Origin of the sequence: Streptomyces sp. NBC_00691 (genome assembly GCF_036226665.1) — a bacterium.
In the GTDB taxonomy this organism is placed as follows: domain Bacteria; phylum Actinomycetota; class Actinomycetes; order Streptomycetales; family Streptomycetaceae; genus Streptomyces.
Map to the genome: position 1 here is coordinate 7,583,812 of NZ_CP109007.1, position 18,583 is coordinate 7,602,394.

Sequence of the window (18,583 nt, forward strand, 5' to 3'; positions counted from 1 at the left end):
CTCTCTGTGGAACCGTTCGAGCCCCGACCGTACGAAATGCCCGTTACACCTGTGTCAACCCGGCGGATCATGGTCCGTAACACCGGTCACACAGCGGCGGCGGGCGCGGTGTGAGAACCGTGGGTACGCGCGCGTGGACGCCGCTGCCGGACCGGTCTCGCGAGCGGGGCTCGACGTCACGAAGCGGTGGAGCCTCCGGTGACATCGGTGGCGCGCAGCAGCCGCAGGAAGGCCTTGAGGCCGGTGATGATCTCCTCGTTGTCGGTGAGGCGGTTCACCGTGGACTCGAACTCCCTCGCCAGCGCCGCGATCCTCCGGTCGGTCCCGTCGGCACGCTCGTGCGCGGAGAGCGCGACGGCGTCCACCGTACGGCGCAGCTCGGCGAGGGCCCGGTACTGCTCCTCCGCCTTGCCGTCGAGCACCGAGGCCCCGTTCTCCAGGGCGGCGACCCGGCCGGTCAGCGCCACCACGTCGTCCCGTGGGAACGTCACGTCCTTGAGCAGGACGCCGAGCCTCCGCCGCAGCTGGCCGAAGTACGCCCCGGCCGGCCTGAAGAAGGTGCTGAGGAGGAAGAACCCGGCGAACCAGTAGCCCGCCTCGCGGCCGGTCGCCGCGGCCACGGCGAGGGCCACGCCGGCCGTCACCACGTGCCCGGCGACGGCGGCCCGCAGCATCACGCGCGCGATCCGCCGCGCCTCGGTGTCCCGCTCCTTGGGGACGGTGATGCCCTTCTCCCGGCTGACCGCGATCTCGGCGAGGACCGCATGGGCGCGGAAGTACAGGTTCCACGGAGCGGTGAGGAGCAGCAGCAGCCACAGCAGACCGAGGGCGCCGGCCCCCACGGCGAGCAGCGTGCCCGGCGGCACCCCCACCGCGTACGCCAGGACCAGCGCGCCGACCGCGAGTCCCGCAGCCACGAACACACCCACGACCTTGTTCATGCCGCCCCCCTCAGAGCCTGTCCACACCCTCGCGCCATGGTCCCGCCGGGCCCCGCTCCGGGCCATGAGTACGGCTACTCAGATCGGTGCGCGGGCCGGTCGGCGACGGTGAGGCTCCGCCGGTGGGCGGCGGAGCCTCGGTGCGGATCGCGCGATGGTCCGGATCGCGTCGCCCGGGGATCAGCTGATCGCGAGCGGGTCCCCAGGGGCGAGCGCGGCCGCGATCCGCTCGGCGACCACCTCGGCCTGGTTGCCGTCGGGCGTGGTCGCCGTCTTGGTCGCGGAGACCGCGATGGCGAGACGCTTGGACGGGAGGTACGCCTGGATGGCGGCGTACCCGGAGAACGAGGGGTTCTGCAGGATCCAGCCGTTGACCACGATGACCCCGAGGCCGAAGTGCGCCGCCTCGGTCTGCTTCAGACAGATCGTCGCGGGGCAGGTCGCGGTCCCGCCGCCGAGGCCGACCGTGCCCGGGTCGAGCAGGGTGCGGTACGAGCGGGGCGAGAGGAGCTCGCCGCTGCCGATGCCCCGCGCCGAGCGCGCCAGGTCACAGATGTCGGTGGTGATGACGGCCCCGGGCGCGGTGGTCCACGACGGGTTCCAGAACGTGGACTCCTCGTAGATGCCGCGGTCCGAGGTGAAGGCGTGCAGGACGGGCCGCGGGATGTCGGGCGTGAAGTTGTTCCGCGTGTTCCGCAGCTCCAGGGGCCCCGTGACCTTCTCCCTCACCAGACGGTCGATCCGTACTCCGGTGATCTTCTCCAGCGCCTCGACCAGGTAGACGTAGTTGGCGTGGGAGTAGCTCCAGCTCGTGCCCGGCTCGTACCAGAAGGAGTGGCGGAGCGGATACGCGACGAGTTGCTCGGGGGTCCAGGCCCGGAAGGGGTGGGCCTCCAGCTCCTTCAGGAACTCCGGGTCGGTGACGTAGTCGTGGAGGCCCGTGGTGTTGGACGCCAGCATGCGCAGGGTGATCCGGTCCGCCTTGGGCAGGTCGGGCAGCCAGCGCTCGACGGTGTCGTCGAGCCGGACCCGCCGCTCCTCGACCAGCTTGAGGAGGGCGGTCGAGATGTGGGCGAAGGCCACGGAGCCGGCGCGGAAGTGCATACCGGGCTCGGCCGGGACACCGGTCATGGACTCGCCGAGCGCGTCCGTGAGGACCTCGCGCCCGTCGACCGTGACCCGCACCTGCACGGCGTTCAGCCGGAGGTCCTTCTTGGCCGTGCGGGTGATGTCCAGGACCTTGCGGGCCTTGCCGTCGAGGCGGCCCTCGGTCCGTACGCAGTCGGATCCGCCGCGGCCGCCCGGCCCTTCGGCGAGCGCGGGTGCCACGGCCGTCGTCTGGACGGTGAGGGCGAGGAGGGCGGCGCAGAGCAGAGCTGCGCGCGACCGCGCACGCGTGCGCGTGCGCGGGGGGAGGGGGGTGTGCGTCATGCCCCGCACTATGTCCGGGCGGGGCGGCGACCTGCGGTGAACACTCCGCGGACCGCGCGAGACCCGCCCGTGTGGGGCAGACGACAGCCCCGTCCGGACGCGTCGTGCGACGGCCGGCGCGAGCCGCCCCGTGACGGTTCCGCCGGGGACGCCGCCGCGGCCGCCCCGTGGCGCCTCCGCAGCCTTGCGTCTCCGCCCCGTGGCGCCTCCGCCCCGGGAAGGCCGACGCCGGCCCGCGCGCGCACGGCCTCGCGTCAGGGGACGGGTGTGTCGCGCGGTGGCGGCGGACCCTCCGCCCGGACGGCCCGGACGACCACCACGATGACGCAGAACGCGATGAGCATCTCGGCCCAGAAGAAGGCCAGGTAGTCGAGGAGGCTGCCGATGGGCGGCGTCCCCGGGGCGGTGTTCCGGAAGGCGGCCAGGGCGAACAGCGTGGCCGCCATCCAGCCGAGCGCCGGCCAGGTCAGCCCCATCCGTCGCCTGACGAGGTGCCGGCCGCCCAGGAGGACGGCGACGGCGAGCGCCCACATCGCCAGCATCATGAACACGGAGAAGACCAGCACGCTGCGGGAGCGCGCCACCTCCGCCGAGAAGACGGCCGCGCCCTTGATCTCCGAGGTGTCGACGGCGAGCGAGAACAGGGCGTCCCGGTTGGTGAGCGTCATGCGTACGGGGACGCTCTCGCCGCCCTGCACGGCACCGAACTCCATGTCCGTCTCGTACGCGTCGAACGGATAGTCCGTGATCGGGCCGCCCGTCAGCGTGACGGGCACGTCGACGGTGGCGATCCGGCTGTGGGCGGGGAACGTGAGGTCCCCGCGTACGGAGGACGAGGTCTGGAGCGTGAGGTCCTCCGCGGGGGAGATGCCGCCCGCCTCCGCGAGGGCGCCGCGGGGAGTGACGAGGAGCCGCAGGACGAGCTCCCGGCCGGCGGCGTCGACGCGCTGCACGGAGGCGTCGATGTCGATCCGGTCGGGAGCCTGGCCGCCGGCGGTGTACCGGGTGTCCAGGTCCTGGCGCTCGCCGAACTGGAGCCAGAGCCCGCAGAGAGCGGCCGCCACGACGGCCAGGAGCACGAGTCCCACGCTCAGCGGCCCGCCGGGGGACCGCGGTTGACGTCGCTTGACGGACACGAACGTGCTCCAGACGGGAGGAGGACGGGGAGGGAGGGGTGAAGGGGCGGGCGGCTCAGGCGGCGGGCCTGCCCGGCTGGTCGTGGGTCGCGCAGTGGATCCCGCCGCCGCCGGAGGCGATGGTGTCGATCTGCACCTGGACGACGTCCCGCTTGGGGAACTGCTCCTGGAGGATGCCCCGGGCCCGGTCGTCGGCCGCCTTGTCACCGAACCTGGGCATGAAGACCGAGTCGTTGGCGACGTAGAAGTTGGCGTAGGTGGAGACGAAGTCGTCGCCCTCGCCGGTGATCCGGTCGAGGTCGGGCTGCGGCAGGTCGATGATCTCGAAGCGGCGGCCCCGGGCGTCGGTCGCCTTCTCCAGGACCGAGCGTGCCTGGTCGGCCGAGCGGGACCAGGAGTCCGGGGGAGAGCCGGGGAACGCCTGGTCGAGGAGGACCACGCCGGGCGCGGTGAAGCGGACGAGGCTGTCCACGTGGGCGTCGGTGATGTCCTCGCCGCGGACGCCCGCCAGCCAGACCACCTTCTCGACGCCGAGGGTCTCGATCAGCTCGTCCTCGATCTGGTCCCGGGTCTTCCCCCGGTTGCGGTTGTCGTTGACGATCGAGCTCTCGGTGACGAGGAGGGTGCCCTCGCCGTCGGTCTCGAAGGAGCCGCCCTCGGCGACGAGCGGTGCCACCTCGCGGGGGATGCCGTACTTGCGGAGCAGCAGACGGCCCACCTGGGCGTCGTTGGTGTGCTCCTGCTTGTCGCCCCAGCCGTTGAAGTTGAAGTCCACCCCGATGAGCCGGTCGCCGTCCTCCACGAAGACGGGCACGGTGTCGCGGGCCCACAGGTCGTCGACCGGCATCGCGATGACCTCGACCTGCGAGCCGCAGGCGCGCTGCGCCTCGGCGACCTGGGCCGGCCGGGCCATCATGACGACGGCCTCGTACTCGGCGACGGCCCGGGCGATGCGGGCGATGTCCTCGCGTACGTAGGGCAGGTCGTCGCCCCAGACGGAGGCGAGCGCGGGCCACGACATGAACGTACGGACGTGGCTGTCCCACTCGGCGCCGAAGCGGCGCTCGCCGCCCTCGGAGGCGGGGCGGGAGGAGCCGGTGGCCGGGCGGGTGGAGGAGCCGGTGGCGCCGGCCGGCGTGGGGTCGCCGGGGCCGCAGGCCGCGGCGCCGAAGGCGAGGGTGCCACCGATTCCGGCGAAGGCGCGGAGGGCCGTGCGGCGGGTGGGAGAGGGGTGGGACACGCTGTGCTCCGATCGTGGGCTGGCGAGACTATCCAGCGGCGGCGGGCGGATCGTGACGAAACGCGCGCGGCGTGGCGGATTCGCGGGCCTGGGCTTCACACGGATGACCGGCGCCCGGAGACGGTCGGACACCCGGACATGAGTGGGGGCGGGCCGTGGCGCCACTCTGGCACTGACTGGATTTTCAGTCAAGCTCGTGCAGCGCCTGGCCTGCAAGGCTCCCTCCTGCCTGGACCCTCTCGGAGCCGCCGGAAGAGGGGTTCCCGGGTTGTGGAACCTGAAAAGCCGGTCAATGCGGGAGCCGGCCGCGTGACCGCGCCGCCCGGGCGGCGGCCGAGTGCGATCGGGCAGCGGAAGGGCGACGTCCTCCCTGGTGGGCGGGGATCGGCCGGACGGCCGGAGGAGGGGAGCGGATAGGGTTCGGGGCATGTCGTCTCGCAGTACTCAGATCCTGGAAGCGGCCGCCCGGGTGATCGCCCGGCGCGGGGTGCGCGGTCTGCGCGTGGAGGAACTCGCCGCGGAGGCCGGGGTCTCCACCGGCCTGATCTACTACCACTTCAAGGACCGGACCGGGATCCTGCGGCACACGCTGGAGTTCATCAACGACCGCGCCGAGCGGTACACCACGCAGCGCGACCCCGACGAGGAGCCCCTCGGCCCCCGCGGGGAACTCGACGAGGTCCTCCTCCTGGAACTCCAGGACACGCCGGAGGTACGGGAGAACAGCTCGGCCTGGGGCGAGCTGCGGGCGAGCGCCGTCTTCGACCCGGTCCTGCGCGAGGACCTCGCGCGGGCGACCCTGATCTGGGTGCAGGAAGTGGCCGCGCTCCTCGGTCAGGTGCGGCCGATGGCGCCGGCGGCCACGCTCGCCGCCGCCGCGGAACGGCTCACCGCGCTTCTGGAGGGTCTGAGCATGCGCTGGCTGAGCGGCGGCATCGCGATCGACCACGCGCGCACGCTGCTGCGGGAAGCCGTCGACGTGGAGCTGGCCGCGCTGAACCGGCAGTAGGAGTCGGCCGGGCGGCGATCCGTCGTCCGGGCGACCGGACGACCGGGGCGGAAGCCGACCGCCGGGTCGCGCGGCCGCGCGTCCTTCGCGCGCCCCGAGCCTCCGCGTCCGTCGCGCGCCGCCGGTGGGCCCCGTACGCCCATTGAGGGGAACACCGAGTCGCGAGGGTGGATATATCGGGACACGATGACACTTCATGGCCCCTTCTCCGCAGGAGGCGGGAATGGCTGAGCTCATCGTCATCGGATACGAGGACCCCCGGGTGGCCGAGCAGGCGTACGGCACGGTGCAGGAACTGCAACGCGACTACGTCGTGCACCTCAACGGTCTCGCGATCGTCTCCGTCGACGCCGACGGCAGCACCCACGTCGACACCGACAGCCGTCTCGTCGGTGCCTCCGCCGCCTCCGGTGCCGTGTGGGGAGCCATTTTCGGCCTCCTCTTCCTGCTCCCCGGCGTGGGACTGCTGGCCGGAGCCGCCCTCGGCGGGCTCGTCGGGAAGATCAGCAAGTCCGGCGTCGACGACCGGTTCCGCCAGCAGGTGCAGGACCTCCTCAAGCCCGGTACGGCCGCGGTCGTGATCATGGCCTCGAAGGTCACCGACGACAAGTTCACCGTGGCCATGCGACCGCACGGCGGCACCGTCCTCAAGACCTCGCTCAGCGACGAGGACGAGAAGGACCTGGCCGAGCAGCTCACCGGCCCTCAGTAACCGTCCGCCCCCACCGCAGAACCGCCGGAATTCGCCAGGAAGGCTTCCTCATGGACCCCGTGCTCGGCAGCGACGTACTCGCGAAGCTGCGTCAGCCCCGCCCGTACCCCGCCGTGTCCCTCGTGATGCCCACCCATCGCCGCGAGCCGGACAACACCCAGGACCCCGTGCGCCTTCGCAACCTCGTGGCCGCGGCGGAGAAGGCGATCCAGGACGATCCGGCGGTCACCCGCGAGCGGCGCGCCGACGTCATGGACCAGCTGAGCCGTGCGGTGGCCGAGACCGACCTCGCTCATGCCGAGGACGGCCTGATCGTCCTCGTCGCCCCGGGGGAGCACTACGTGTGGACGGTGGCCCGGTCGGTCCCCGAACGCGTCGTCCTCGCCGACACCTTCCTCACCCGGAACCTCGTCGCCGCCCAGGCCGCCGAGCAGCCCTCCTGGGCGCTCGCCGTCTCGGCCGACCGCGTCTCGCTGTGGAGCGGAAGCCCCGAGCGGGTCACCGAGCACACCGGGGACGGCTTCCCGCTCACCCGCAGCCTCGAAGACCCGGACGCGGAGCGCAAGGAGCGGGTCGGCGACCTGCCCAGCACCTTCCAGGACGAGGCCACCCGCCAGTTCCTGCGCGAGGCGCACACGGCCCTGCGCGCCGTCCTCGCCTCCGCGCCGCGCCCGCTGTACGTGATCGGTGAGCCCGCCGCCCTCGCCCTCCTGGAGGACACCGGACCGCTCCGGCCGGGCGCGACGCCCGTTCACCGCGGAGGGCTCGCCAAGGGACCGGCCGGCGCGATCCAGGAGGCCGTCGAGCCGGCCCGCCTCGCCCGCGAGGCCGCCGCGGCGACCACGGTGCTGGCCGAACTCGACGCCGCCCGGGGACGCCGCGAGTTCGCCGGCGGCATCGACGAGGTGTGGCAGGCGGTGAAGGAGGGCCGGATCCGGCTGCTCGCCGTCGAGGACCACTACCGGACCGTCGTACGCGACGAGGGCGGCCATCTGGAACCCGCCGAGCCCACCGAGCCGGGGTCGCGGGACGACATGGTCGACGAGATCGTCGAGCGGGCGCTCGACACGGGCGCCGAGGTCCAGTTCGTCCGCGACGACGCCCTGCTCGACATGGGCCGCATCGCCGGCGTCCTGCGCTACTGACGACCGCGCCGAGCCCCCACGCCGACCGCGGACCGACCGTTCGACGAACGCTCACGAGAAGAGGACGCATCCTGTGAACCCCACAACGGCGCGCGCGGGACGGGCGGCGAGCGCGGCCGCGGCCGTCGTCGTCACGGCCCTCGGCGCGGTCGGCCTCGTGTCCTGCGACACGGGGAACGACGACACCGGCGGTACCGCCGTCAGCGAACGCCCCACGGCCCCCGACACCGCCGGATTCTCGGGCGAACTGCCGTCCTCCGTCGCCTCGTCGGGGGCGGCGGCGGTCGAGTCCGCGCGCGCCTCCGCCTCCTCCGCGGCGGCCTCGGCCTCCGCACGGGAGGCCGAGCGCAAGGCGTCCATCGGCGCCGAGGTGGAGCGCACGCGGAAGGAGGCCGAGGACGAGCTGGAGGACGTGAAGGCCCCGGGCAACGCGCTGAACGAGGTCGCGATGACCGGCAAGCCCCGCGCCGACACCGGCGGCGTCCTGACGGTCGTCCTGAACATCACCAACAAGACGGACGAGGAAGCCTCCTACGCCGTGCAGGTCGACTTCCTCGACCCCTCGGGGAAGGTCGTCGAGACGCAGTTCACCGGCGTCGAGGACCTCGGACCGGGCGAACGCCAACAGCCGTTGGTCATCAGCCGGCAGCCCTCCGAGCCCGTGCTCACCCCGCGGCTCACCAAGGCACAGCGCTACTGACGCCAGGACTGACACAGGAGGAGAGCCGTATGTCCGAACTCATCGTCCTCGGCTACGAGGATCGCGCCGTCGCCGGCAGGGTCTTCGAGGAGGTGCAGAAGCTCGGGGACGGTCATGCGATCGAGCTGACCGGACTCGCCGTCGTCTCGGTGGACGCGGACGGCCGGACCCATGTGGACACCCCGGCGAGACGGAAGGGCGAGGCCGCTCTCTCGGCCACCGCGGGCGCCCTCTGGGGCATGGTCTTCGGCATGATCATCCTCACGCCGGGGATCGGCGTGGTGGGCGCCGCCGTCGGCGGGCTCATCGGCAAGCTGAACCAGATGGGCGTCGACAACACGTTCCGCGACAAGGTCCAGTCGCTGCTGACACCCGGCTCGTCCGCCGTCGTGGTCATGGCGTCGGCGGTCGACGAGAACAGGTTCGCCGCGGCCGTGGAGCAGTTCGGGGGAACCGTGCTCAAGACCTCGCTGTCGGAGGAGAGCGAGCGGGAGCTCGCCGAGCAGCTGGCGGGCCCCGACCCGACCGGCTGACCGGCCCGCACGGAGACACCGGGTGACCTCCCCGCACGGAGACACCGGCTGACGGCCCCGCCCGGAGACACCGGACCGGCCACCCTCCCACGGGGGGTGGCCGGTCCGTTCGCACGTCCTCAGAACTCGACGGCCTCCCGGATCAGCGGGCACGTCATGCAGTGGCCGCCGCCGCGCCCCCGGCCGAGCTCGGCGCCCACGATGGTGATGACCTCGACGCCCGCCTTGCGCAGCAGCGTGTTCGTCTGGGTGTTGCGGTCGTACGTGAAGACGACACCGGGTTCGAGGGCGACGGCGTTGTTGCCGCTGTCCCACTGCTGCCGCTCGGAGGCGTACTCGTCGCCGCCGGTCTCGATGACCCGGAGCTTCGACAGGCCGAGGCCCCTGGCGACCACGTCCACGAACGGGGTGCCCTCCTCGTCGGTGATGTCCACGCCGGGGCCCGTGTCGCCGGGCCGCAGGGTGAAGGTATGGACCGAGTCCATGATCTTCGGGTAGAGCGTGACGATGTCCCGGTCGGCGAAGGTGAAGACGGTGTCCAGGTGCATCGCGGAGCGCAGTTTCGGCATGCCCGCGACGATGACCCGGTCGGCCGCGCCGTTCGCGAACAGCGAGGCGGCGACCTGGGTGATGGCCTGCCGGGAGGTGCGCTCGCTCATGCCCATGAGGACCACGCCGTTGCCGACGGGCATGATGTCGCCGCCCTCGAAGGTGGCCTGGCCCCAGTCCCGCTCGGGGTCGCCCCACCAGACGGTGGCGTCCTTGTAGTCGGGATGGAAGCCGTAGATCGCCTTCATGAGCAGCGTCTCGCCGTGCCGCGCCGGCCAGTACAGCGGATTGAGGGTCACGCCGCCGTACAGCCAGCAGGTGGTGTCACGCGTGTAGAGGGTGTTCGGCAGCGGCGGCATCAGGTACTCGCGCACCCCCGTGGCCTCGCGGGCCAGGGAGACGTACCCGGAACGGAACGCGTCGGGCAGGTCGGCCGTCGACAGGCCGCCGATCAGGTACTCGGCCAGATCGCGGGCCGCGACGGAGTCCAGGAAGGCGCGGGTGTCGTCGATCAGGCCCAGGCCGACCTCATTGGCGATGATCTTCCGGTCGAGGAGCCAGGCCCGCGCCTCGGGGATCGCCATCGTCTCGGTGAGCAGAGTGTGCAGCTCCACGACCTCGACGCCCCGCTGGGTCAGCTTGTTGACGAAGTCGGCGTGGTCGCGCTGGGCGTTCTCCACCCACATCACGTCGTCGAACAGCAGATCGTCCGAGTTGGTCGGGGTCAGCCGGCGGTGGGCGAGCCCCGGGGAGCAGACAAGGACCTTGCGGAGCCGTCCGACCTCGGAGTACACGCCGAGCGCGGGCTTGGCGGAAGCGTCGTTGCTGGTCATGCGGGGCCTTTCGGGTACGGGGTGAGGAGGGGACGGGTCGGAGGGGCGACGTGGTTCAGAGGCTGATCCAGCCGCTCGCGAGCGCCACGACACCCATGACGGCACCCGCGATCGAGACGACGAGGATCACCAGCTCGCGCGGGGAGAAGAGCTGCCTGCCCTGCTCGCGCCGGGCCTTGACGAACAGGAAGGTCGCGGGGGCGTAGAGGATGAAGGAGACCAGGACGAACTTGAGACCGGCCGCGAACAGCAGGAACGCCGTGTACACCGTGGCGAGGGCGGCCACGATCAGCTCGCCGCGGGTGCTCCGCCCCGCCACCTTCTCCCGCTCGGGCCGCACCGCGATCTTCACCGCGAAGGCGGCCGCGAGCAGGAACGGGATCAGGCTGAGCGCGCTGGTCAGGTCGAGGGCGAAGTTGAAGGCGTCGTCGGAGAACGCCGTGACGACGAGGACGACCTGGCTGAGCGCCGTGGTCATCAGCAGGGCCGGGACGGGGACGTCGTCGCCGCTGGAGCGCCCCAGGAAGCGCGGCATGTCCTCGTCCCTGGCCGCCACGAAGAGCACCTCGGCGGCCATCAGGGTCCAGGCGAGATAGGCGCCGAGGACGGAGACGATGAGGCCGACGCTGACGAAGACCTGGCCCCAGGTGCCGACGGCCGCCTCCAGGACCCCCGCCATGGAGGGCTGCCGCAGCTCGGCGATCTCGCCCATCGGCATGATGCCGTACGACACGATGGTCACCGAGGCGAAGACGGAGAAGACGCTGAGGAAGCCCAGGATCGTCGCCCGGCCCACGTCCTCGCGGCGCTTGGCGTGCCGGGAGTACACGCTGGCGCCCTCGACCCCGAGGAAGACGAAGACGGTGGCGAGCATGGTGCCGCGGACCTGGTTGAACAGCGAGCCCGCGTAGTCGGCGCCGCCCCAGTTGTCGGCGAAGACGGAGGCGTCGAAGGAGAAGAGGGCCAGGATGACGAAGACGATGATGGGCACGACCTTCGCCACCGTCACGATCCGGTTGATCGCGGCGGCCTCCTTCACCCCGCGCCGGATGAGCAGGAAGAACGCCCACAGTCCGACCGAGGACAGGACGATCGCGAGGCCGGTGTCGCCGTCACCGAGCGCCGGCCAGATCGCGCCGATCGTCGACATGATGAGCACCCAGTACGTCACGTTGCCGACGCAGGCGCTCGCCCAGTAGCCGAACGCCGAGAAGAAGCCCAGGTACTCGCCGAAACCGGCCTTCGCGTACGCGTAGACACCGGCGTCCAGGTCCGGGCGGCGCACCGCGAGCGCCTGGAAGACGAAGGCGAGCATCAGCATGCCGAAGCCCGCGATCGCCCAGGCGATGAGCGCGCCCGCGACACCCGTCTCCTGGGCGAACCGCCGGGGCAGCGAGAAGACGCCGGCGCCGACCATGGAGCCGACGACCATCGCCGTCAGCGTGACGAGGGTCAGTTTGGCCGTGGGCGAGGCCCCGGCGGTGCTCGCGTCTGTTCCGGTATCAGCGTTCGGCATGACCTACCTCGAGGGCGACTCGGTGGGGTCCCCCGGCGGCTCGGTCCTCGGGATCCTCTCGATCCGGTGGGTCGGTGACGCCGTGGAGGACGCTGAGCGGGGACGGGCGCGGTGGACGACCGGGCGACGAGAGATGACTGGAAGCCGAATCTAGCCGGATCGGGACGTTTTGTCGCAATAGGCAACCATTCGCGCCCCTTGTGTATCGAGGCGCGGAGATCTCCGCCGGAGATGAATCGAACCTGAGTGTGGCTCTCGCGGCGGCATCTGACGCATCGACGGCTCGACCCACGGGCTCTCGGCCACGTGGCCCGAATGCTGCAGATCATCGGGTTAAACCTCGAATGGGGCAAGATCGCCGTTTCGAGGTAATGCCCTCGAATCGATGGGGTGTACCGGGGTCACCGGCCGTTACTGTTCCCCGGGATCTGGACGGATTCCCAGATCTTCATCCCCCTTTCTCCCTCATTCACAGCATTTCCCTGCCTTCTCGTCTTTCTCCTCTTCCACTGACCGGGGCACCCGTGCGCCGGTCACCACCCCCCTGCGAAGGAGAGCCCGCCCCATGACCGTCGACACGAGCCCGGAAGCCCAGCAGGACGCGCCGAAGCAGTCCAGCCTCAGCACCGCCGCCGCCCGGAACCTCGCCACCACGACCAAGTCCGCCCCGCAGATGCAGGAGATCAGCTCCCGCTGGCTGCTGCGGATGCTTCCCTGGGTGGAGACCAAGGGCGGTGCCTACCGGGTCAACCGCCGGCTGAGCTACACCGTCGGGGACGGGCGCATCGAGTTCGTCCAGGACGGGGCCCACGTCCGGGTGATCCCCCGTGAGCTCGGCGAACTCGCCCTGCTGCGCGGCTTCGAGGACGAGGAGGTGCTGAACGCGCTGGCAGGCCGGTGCGTCCAGCGCGACTTCGGCGCAGGCGAGGTGCTGGTCACGCGCGGCACCCCCGCGGACGAGATCCACCTCGTCGCCCACGGGCGCATCAACCAGACATCCCTCGGCAAGTACGACGACGAGGTCGCCGTCGCGGTCCTCGCCGACGGCGACCGCTTCGGCGAGAACGCCCTGCTGGACGCCGACGCCCGCTGGGACTACACCGCCACCGCCGAGACCGCCGGCACGCTGCTCACCCTCTCCCGCGCCGAGTTCGCCGCCGTGCTCGCCTCGTCGTCGGCCCTCCAGGCCCACATCGAGGAGTTCAGCTCGCTCCCGCTGCAGCGCCAGAACAAGCACGGCGAGGCCGAGATCGCGATGTCGGCCGGTCACACCGGCGAGGTCGCGCTGCCGGGCGCCTTCGTCGACTACGAGCTCAAGCCGCGCGAGTACGAACTCTCCGTCGCCCAGACCGTCCTGCGGGTCCACACCAGGGTCGCCGACCTCTACAACGGGCCGATGAACCAGACCGAGGAGCAGCTCAGGCTCACCATCGAGGCGCTGCGCGAGCGCCAGGAGCACGAGCTCATCAACAACCGGGAGTTCGGTCTGCTCCACAACGCCGACTTCAAGCAGCGGATCCAGACCCACTCCGGCCCGCCCACCCCGGACGACCTCGACGAACTGCTCTGCCGCCGCCGCGGCACCAAGCTCTTCCTCGCCCACCCCCGGACCATCGCCGCGATCGGCCGCGAGTGGAACGCCCGCGGCCTCAACCCGGGCACCGTCGACCTCGACGGCCAGCAGGTCCTGAGCTGGCGCGGAGTCCCGCTGCTGCCCTGCAACAAGATCCCGATCACCAAGGAGAACACCAGCTCGATCCTCGCCATGCGCCTCGGCGAGGACAACCAGGGCGTCATCGGCCTCCGTCAGACCGGTCTTCCGGAGGAGTACGAGCCCGGCCTCTCGGTGCGCTTCATGGGCATCAGCGAGCAGGCGATCATGTCGTACCTGGTGACCACCTACTACTCCGCCGCCATCCTCGTGCCGAACGCGCTGGGCGTGCTGGAGAACGTGGAGATCGCCCGCAGGCACTAGGTCCTGTCGTCGAACTGCCGTCTGCCCCGCGGGCGACGAAGGAAGTCGGACGACAGGTCCTCGGGAGGGTCCCCTCCGCCGGTGTGACGACAGGACCCAGAGGAGCTGTTCCGCGGCCGCCACGACGGCCGCGACGGTCCGGAGCGTCCCGGGCCGGCCGACCGTGCCCGGGACCCCGGACAGCCCACCACCCTCACCAAGGAGCCACGGATGCCCGAACCCGGGCCTTCCCCTCTGCAGTCGAGCCTGCCCACCGCCGCCGCCTACTTCGGACTCCACGTCCTCGGACGGGCGGCCGCTCCCACCGACACGGCCGGGGCAGCCGCTCTCACGGCCGCGGCCGCCGCCGCGACCGGTGCAGGCACCACACCTGCGGCCGCTCCCGTGCCGTCGGCCGGCGCCGTCGTGACCGCGCCGGCCGTTCCCGGGCCGGGGTACGTCCTGCCCGGGCCGACCGGCCTCGGCACGGCGGGACTGTCCCTGGCCCGGCGCGAGGCGGTCCCCGCGCTGCCGGAGCCGTCGGCACCGGTCGAGGGCCGGCCGATCCCGGGCCTCTACTTCCACCCGGTACCCGAGCCCGACCCCGTACGCGTGGACGAGGTCAGCCGCAGGATCAAGGCCTGGGCGCTCGACGAGGTGCAGCTCTACCCCGACGACTGGGAGGGCGAGTTCGACGGGTTCTCCGTCGGGCGCTACATGGTCGCCTGCCACCCCGACGCCCCGACCGTCGAGCACCTGATGCTCGCCACCCGCCTGATGGTCGCCGAGAACGCCGTCGACGACTGCTACTGCGAGGACCACGGCGGCTCGCCCATCGGTCTCGGCGGACGGCTCCTCCTCGCGCACACCGCCCTGGACCCGCTCCACACGACGACGGAGTACCAGCCCCTCTGGGCGGAGTCGCTGCACGAGGACGCCCCGCGGCGCGCCTACCGCTCCGCCATGGAGTACTTCGTCGGGCAGTCGACCCCCTCGCAGGCCGACCGGTTCCGGCACGACATGGCCCGGCTGCACATGGGATACCTCGCCGAGGCCGCCTGGGCCGAGACCGACCACATGCCGGAGGTGTGGGAGTACCTGGCGATGCGGCAGTTCAACAACTTCCGCCCCTGCCCCACCATCACCGACACCGTCGGCGGCTACGAACTCCCCGCGGACCTGCACGCCCAGCCGGCCATGCAGCGCGTCCTCGCGCTCGCGGGGAACGCGACCACCATCGTGAACGACCTGTACTCGTACATGAAGGAACTCGACAGCCCCGGTAAGCACCTGAACCTGCCCGTGGTGATCGCCGAACGCGAAGGCGTCTCCGACCGAGAGGGATATCTGAAGGCCGTCGAGGTCCACAACGACCTGATGCGCGACTTCGAGGCCGAGGCCGCCGCCCTCGCCGCCGCCTGCCCCGTCCCGACCGTGCAGCGCTTCCTTCGGGGCGTGGCCGTGTGGGTCGACGGCAACCACTACTGGCACCAGACCAACACCTATCGCTACAGCCTGCCCGATTTCTGGTAAGAAATGGATTACCTGTGACCAGCACCGAGTTCACCACTGTCCACGGCACCTCCGCGTTCGTCCCGTCCCCGGCGACGCCGTACCAGGGGGACATCGCCCGCTACTGGAACAACGAGGCCAGGCCCGTGAACCTGCGCCTGGGCGATGTCGACGGGCTCTACCACCACCACTACGGCATCGGCGACGTCGACCACGCCGCCCTCGGGGACACCGAGGACAGCGGGTACGAGAAGAGGCTGATCAGCGAGCTGCACCGGCTGGAGTCCGCGCAGGCCGAGGTCCTCCTGGACAACCTCGGTGTCATCGGGCGTGACGACACGCTCGTGGACGCCGGCTGCGGCCGCGGCGGTTCGAGCGTCATGGCGCACCAGCGCTTCGGCTGCAAGGTCGAGGGGGTCACCCTCTCCTCCACGCAGGCCGAGTTCGGCAACCAGCGCGCGAAGGAGCTGGGCATCGACGGCCACGTCCATGCCCAGGTCTGCAACATGCTGGACACCCCGTTCGAGAAGGGCAGCATCGCCGCCTCGTGGAACAACGAGTCGAGCATGTACGTCGACCTCGACGACCTCTTCGCCGAGCACGCGCGCTTCCTCAAGGTCGGCGGCCGCTACGTGACCATCACCGGCTGCTGGAACCCGCGGTACGGCCAGCCCTCGAAGTGGGTCTCCCAGATCAACGCGCACTTCGAGTGCAACATCCACTCCCGCCGTGAGTACCTGCGTGCGATGGCCGACAACCGTCTCGTCCCGCAGGCGGTCATCGACCTGACGCCGGACACCCTGCCCTACTGGGAGCTGCGCGCCACGTCGTCGCTGGTCACCGGTATCGAGGAGGCGTTCATCAACTCGTACAGGGACGGCTCGTTCCAGTACGTCCTGATCGCCGCCGACCGGGTCTGATCCCTCCGGCTCCGGGTGTACCGAAGGGCCCGGTCCGTCGTACGACGGACCGGGCCCTTCGGGGCGTTCCCCCTCAGACCCGTGCCGCGGCGACCTCGTCGAGCAGTCGCGCGCGGTCGATGGCGTCGCTCCCGGTGGCCGGTACGGTGCAGGCGTAGGCACCCGCCACCGCGCCGTAGAGCGCGCACGTGCCGAGGTCCTCGCCGGTCAGGCGGCCGAAGAGGAAGCCGGCGGCGAAGGCGTCGCCCGCGCCGTTGGAATCGACCACCGGACCACGGGGCGCGACGGCGGGTACGCGGACGAGCCCGGCGGCGGTCAGCAGGGAGGCGCCCGCGGCCCCGGCGGTGGCGATGACGACCTCGGCGCGGCCCCGCTCCAGGATGCGGCGCATCGTCCGCTCCGTGTCCGTGAGGGCGGTGGCCGAGACGAAGACGATGTCCGCGCCGTAGGCGAAGGGCTCGTGGTACGGGTTCTCGCCGTCCCAGTCGTGCAGGTCCGTGGAGAGGCTGAGCCCCGCCTCACGCAGCAGCGGCAGGGCGAAGGCGCAGGGGTACGTGATCGAGACATGGGCGTGCCGGCTCGCCGCGGCCAGCGGGCGGAGCAGCTCCTCGGGCAGCCGGTCGGACTCCCGGGAGCGGCTGTCGTCGTAGAGCGAGAGCCGGCGGCCGTCGGGGCCGACGAGATTGACGGCCCGCTTCGTCCCGCCGGGCAGGGGCACCTCGGTGAGACCGATGCCGCGGTCGCGGTGGAACGCCCGGACGAGGTCGCCCGAGGGGTCGTCGCCGATCATGTCGATGTGGTGCGTCCGCAGGCCGAGCGAGCTCAGGCCGAGGGCCACGAAGTCGCCGGTCTGTCCGGCGCGGGTCTCGATGCCCGGCCGGATCATGTAGCTGTCGGCGTAGGGGAGGGGGAGCTCGGGCACGTACACGATCGTGTCGACGCCGGACCTACCCAGGACGAGGACGTCGTACCGACTGCTCATCAAAGTTCCTCTCGTGCGCGCGGGGCGGCTCAACTGCCCGTGATCGCTGGTGAGTCAAGCAGCCCGTGAACCCGTCGGCAAGAACTTTCAGAGTGTTGCGGCAAGAGGTTGCAGTGAGGGGCGGTCGGGATCCGGCCTCCGTGTCCTCCGGCTCGAAAGTCCGGTCATGGTATGGACCTGACAAGTGCACTGTCGCTACGGTGGCTCCCGTGCTCGCTTGAGAGCGCTCTCAGTGCCTGCTCCCCCCACACCAGGAGGCCCCTGTGAAACGTACGTCCGCCCTGCGCGCCGCCGCCGCGGCCCTTCTGCTCACCGTCGGCCTCGGCGCCGCCCAGGCCATGCCCGCGAGTGCCGTCCCCACCCCCGGCCCGCCCAGCGCGTCGGCGGGACTCCTCGACGCCATGCGCCAGGACCTCGGGCTCACCGCGCGGCAGGCCGAGGAACGGCTCACGGCCGAACGCACGGCGGCCCGCGTCGAGTCCGCGGCCAAGAAGGCCGCCGGCGGCGCGTACGGCGGCTCCTGGTTCGACGCCGGCACCGGGCGGCTCGTCGTCGCCCTCACCGACCGCGCCGAGGAGGCCGAGGTCAAGGCGCTCGGCGCAGACACCCGGCTCGTCCGGCACAGTGCCGGTGCGCTCGACCGGGCCAAGGCCCGGCTCGACGCCCGCTCCGCCCCGAGCGGTGTGGCCGGCTGGCACGTCGACCCGCGCACCAACAGCGTCGTCGTCACCGTCGTCCGCGCCGAGCGGAACGCCCCCGCCGTACGGGCCTTCGTCGAGCGGGCCCGGGAGGCCGGGTCCGTCACCGTCGCCGAGACGGCGAACGCGCCCCGTACGTACGCCGCCGGAACCGTCGGCGGCGACCCGTACTACACCGGCAACGTCCGCTGCTCCATCGGCTTCTCCGTGTACGGCGGCTTCGTCACCGCCGGGCACTGCGGCGGAGCGGGCGCGGCGGTGCGGGGCTGGGACGGATCCGCGATGGGCACCTTCCAGGGCTCCTCGTTCCCCGGGAACGACTACGCGTACGTGAGCATCCACAGCGGCTGGTGGACGGTGCCCGTGGTGCTCGGCTGGGGGACGGTATCCGACCGGCTCGTCCGCGGTTCCGCAGAGGCGCCGATCGGCGCCTCGATCTGCCGCTCCGGCTCCACCACCAAGTGGCACTGCGGCAGTGTCCTGGCCAAGAACGAGACGGTGAACTACAGCCAGGGCGCGGTGCTGCAGATGACGAAGACCAGTGTCTGCGCGGAGGGCGGTGACTCCGGCGGCGCGTTCATCAGCGGCGACCAGGCCCAGGGCGTCACATCCGGCGGCTGGGGCAACTGCTCGTCCGGCGGAGAGACCTGGTTCCAGCCCGTGAACGAGATCCTCGGCCGCTACGGCCTGACGCTGCACACGGCGTGACGGACTGAGGGGGACCCACAACACCCGTGCCCGCGAGGGTGGTTGACGAATGGTCTGGACCAAC

The 18,583-nt window shown here is 71.5% G+C and carries 16 protein-coding genes; 9 read left to right on the forward strand and 7 right to left on the reverse strand.

The features are described from left to right. Positions 1-176: 176 nt before the first annotated feature. From OG392_RS34055 to OG392_RS34070, 4 genes are all read right to left on the reverse strand, one after another. Complete coding sequence (locus OG392_RS34055) at positions 177-941, reverse strand: hypothetical protein (protein WP_329285939.1); 765 nt, start codon at positions 939-941, stop codon at positions 177-179. A 180-nt stretch (positions 942-1,121) separates the two neighbouring features. Beyond that, positions 1,122-2,372 carry a serine hydrolase domain-containing protein gene (locus OG392_RS34060; RefSeq protein ID WP_329285941.1) on the reverse strand — a complete coding sequence of 417 codons (1,251 nt, stop codon included), beginning with the start codon at positions 2,370-2,372 and terminating at the stop codon, positions 1,122-1,124. A 254-nt stretch (positions 2,373-2,626) separates the two neighbouring features. Further along, complete coding sequence (locus OG392_RS34065; protein WP_329285943.1) at positions 2,627-3,451, reverse strand: DUF4436 domain-containing protein; 825 nt, start codon at positions 3,449-3,451, stop codon at positions 2,627-2,629. Between the two features lie 112 nt (positions 3,452-3,563). After that, positions 3,564-4,748, reverse strand: a complete 1,185-nt coding sequence (locus tag OG392_RS34070; protein ID WP_329285945.1) for an agmatine deiminase family protein — start codon at positions 4,746-4,748, stop codon at positions 3,564-3,566. Positions 4,749-5,175: 427 nt separating this feature from the next. On the opposite strand from OG392_RS34070, the gene OG392_RS34075 reads away from it, so the two are divergent. From OG392_RS34075 to OG392_RS34095, 5 genes are all read left to right on the forward strand, one after another. Beyond that, positions 5,176-5,757, forward strand: coding sequence for a TetR/AcrR family transcriptional regulator (locus OG392_RS34075; RefSeq protein WP_329285947.1), 582 nt, complete (start codon positions 5,176-5,178; stop codon positions 5,755-5,757). Between the two features lie 223 nt (positions 5,758-5,980). Continuing rightward, positions 5,981-6,469 carry a DUF1269 domain-containing protein gene (locus OG392_RS34080; protein ID WP_329285948.1) on the forward strand — a complete coding sequence of 163 codons (489 nt, stop codon included), beginning with the start codon at positions 5,981-5,983 and terminating at the stop codon, positions 6,467-6,469. A 50-nt stretch (positions 6,470-6,519) separates the two neighbouring features. After that, complete coding sequence (locus tag OG392_RS34085; protein WP_329285950.1) at positions 6,520-7,614, forward strand: baeRF3 domain-containing protein; 1,095 nt, start codon at positions 6,520-6,522, stop codon at positions 7,612-7,614. Positions 7,615-7,687: 73 nt separating this feature from the next. Then, positions 7,688-8,314 (forward strand): FxLYD domain-containing protein, encoded by a 627-nt coding sequence (locus OG392_RS34090; RefSeq protein WP_329285952.1) that lies wholly within the window; start codon positions 7,688-7,690, stop codon positions 8,312-8,314. A gap of 29 nt (positions 8,315-8,343) precedes the next feature. After that, complete coding sequence (locus tag OG392_RS34095; RefSeq protein WP_329285954.1) at positions 8,344-8,847, forward strand: DUF1269 domain-containing protein; 504 nt, start codon at positions 8,344-8,346, stop codon at positions 8,845-8,847. 119 nt (positions 8,848-8,966) lie between these two features. Here the strand turns inward: OG392_RS34095 and OG392_RS34100 are convergent, their stop codons facing one another. Further along, positions 8,967-10,229, reverse strand: a complete 1,263-nt coding sequence (locus OG392_RS34100; protein ID WP_329285956.1) for an arginine deiminase — start codon at positions 10,227-10,229, stop codon at positions 8,967-8,969. A gap of 55 nt (positions 10,230-10,284) precedes the next feature. Further along, entirely contained in the window at positions 10,285-11,745 is a 1,461-nt protein-coding gene (locus OG392_RS34105) for a basic amino acid/polyamine antiporter (RefSeq protein WP_329285957.1), read from the reverse strand. 565 nt (positions 11,746-12,310) lie between these two features. Between OG392_RS34105 and OG392_RS34110 the strand changes: the two genes are divergently transcribed. The 3 genes from OG392_RS34110 (at position 12,311) to OG392_RS34120 (ending at position 16,131) form a co-directional block, all read left to right on the forward strand. Continuing rightward, positions 12,311-13,720, forward strand: coding sequence for a family 2B encapsulin nanocompartment shell protein (locus OG392_RS34110; protein ID WP_329285959.1), 1,410 nt, complete (start codon positions 12,311-12,313; stop codon positions 13,718-13,720). A 210-nt stretch (positions 13,721-13,930) separates the two neighbouring features. Continuing rightward, positions 13,931-15,232, forward strand: coding sequence for a family 2 encapsulin nanocompartment cargo protein terpene cyclase (locus OG392_RS34115; RefSeq protein WP_329285961.1), 1,302 nt, complete (start codon positions 13,931-13,933; stop codon positions 15,230-15,232). A 14-nt stretch (positions 15,233-15,246) separates the two neighbouring features. Further along, a complete protein-coding gene (locus tag OG392_RS34120; RefSeq protein ID WP_329285962.1) occupies positions 15,247-16,131 on the forward strand; it encodes a geranyl diphosphate 2-C-methyltransferase in 885 nt (294 codons plus the stop codon). A gap of 73 nt (positions 16,132-16,204) precedes the next feature. On the opposite strand, the gene OG392_RS34125 is transcribed toward OG392_RS34120, so the two are convergent. Next, on the reverse strand, positions 16,205-17,113 hold the full coding sequence (locus tag OG392_RS34125; protein WP_329285964.1) for an adenosine kinase: 909 nt from the start codon (positions 17,111-17,113) through the stop codon (positions 16,205-16,207). A 263-nt stretch (positions 17,114-17,376) separates the two neighbouring features. Here OG392_RS34125 and OG392_RS34130 point away from each other — a divergent pair, with 263 nt between their 5' ends. Then, positions 17,377-18,519 carry a S1 family peptidase gene (locus tag OG392_RS34130; RefSeq protein WP_329285966.1) on the forward strand — a complete coding sequence of 381 codons (1,143 nt, stop codon included), beginning with the start codon at positions 17,377-17,379 and terminating at the stop codon, positions 18,517-18,519. The last annotated feature ends 64 nt before the right edge of the window (positions 18,520-18,583 follow it).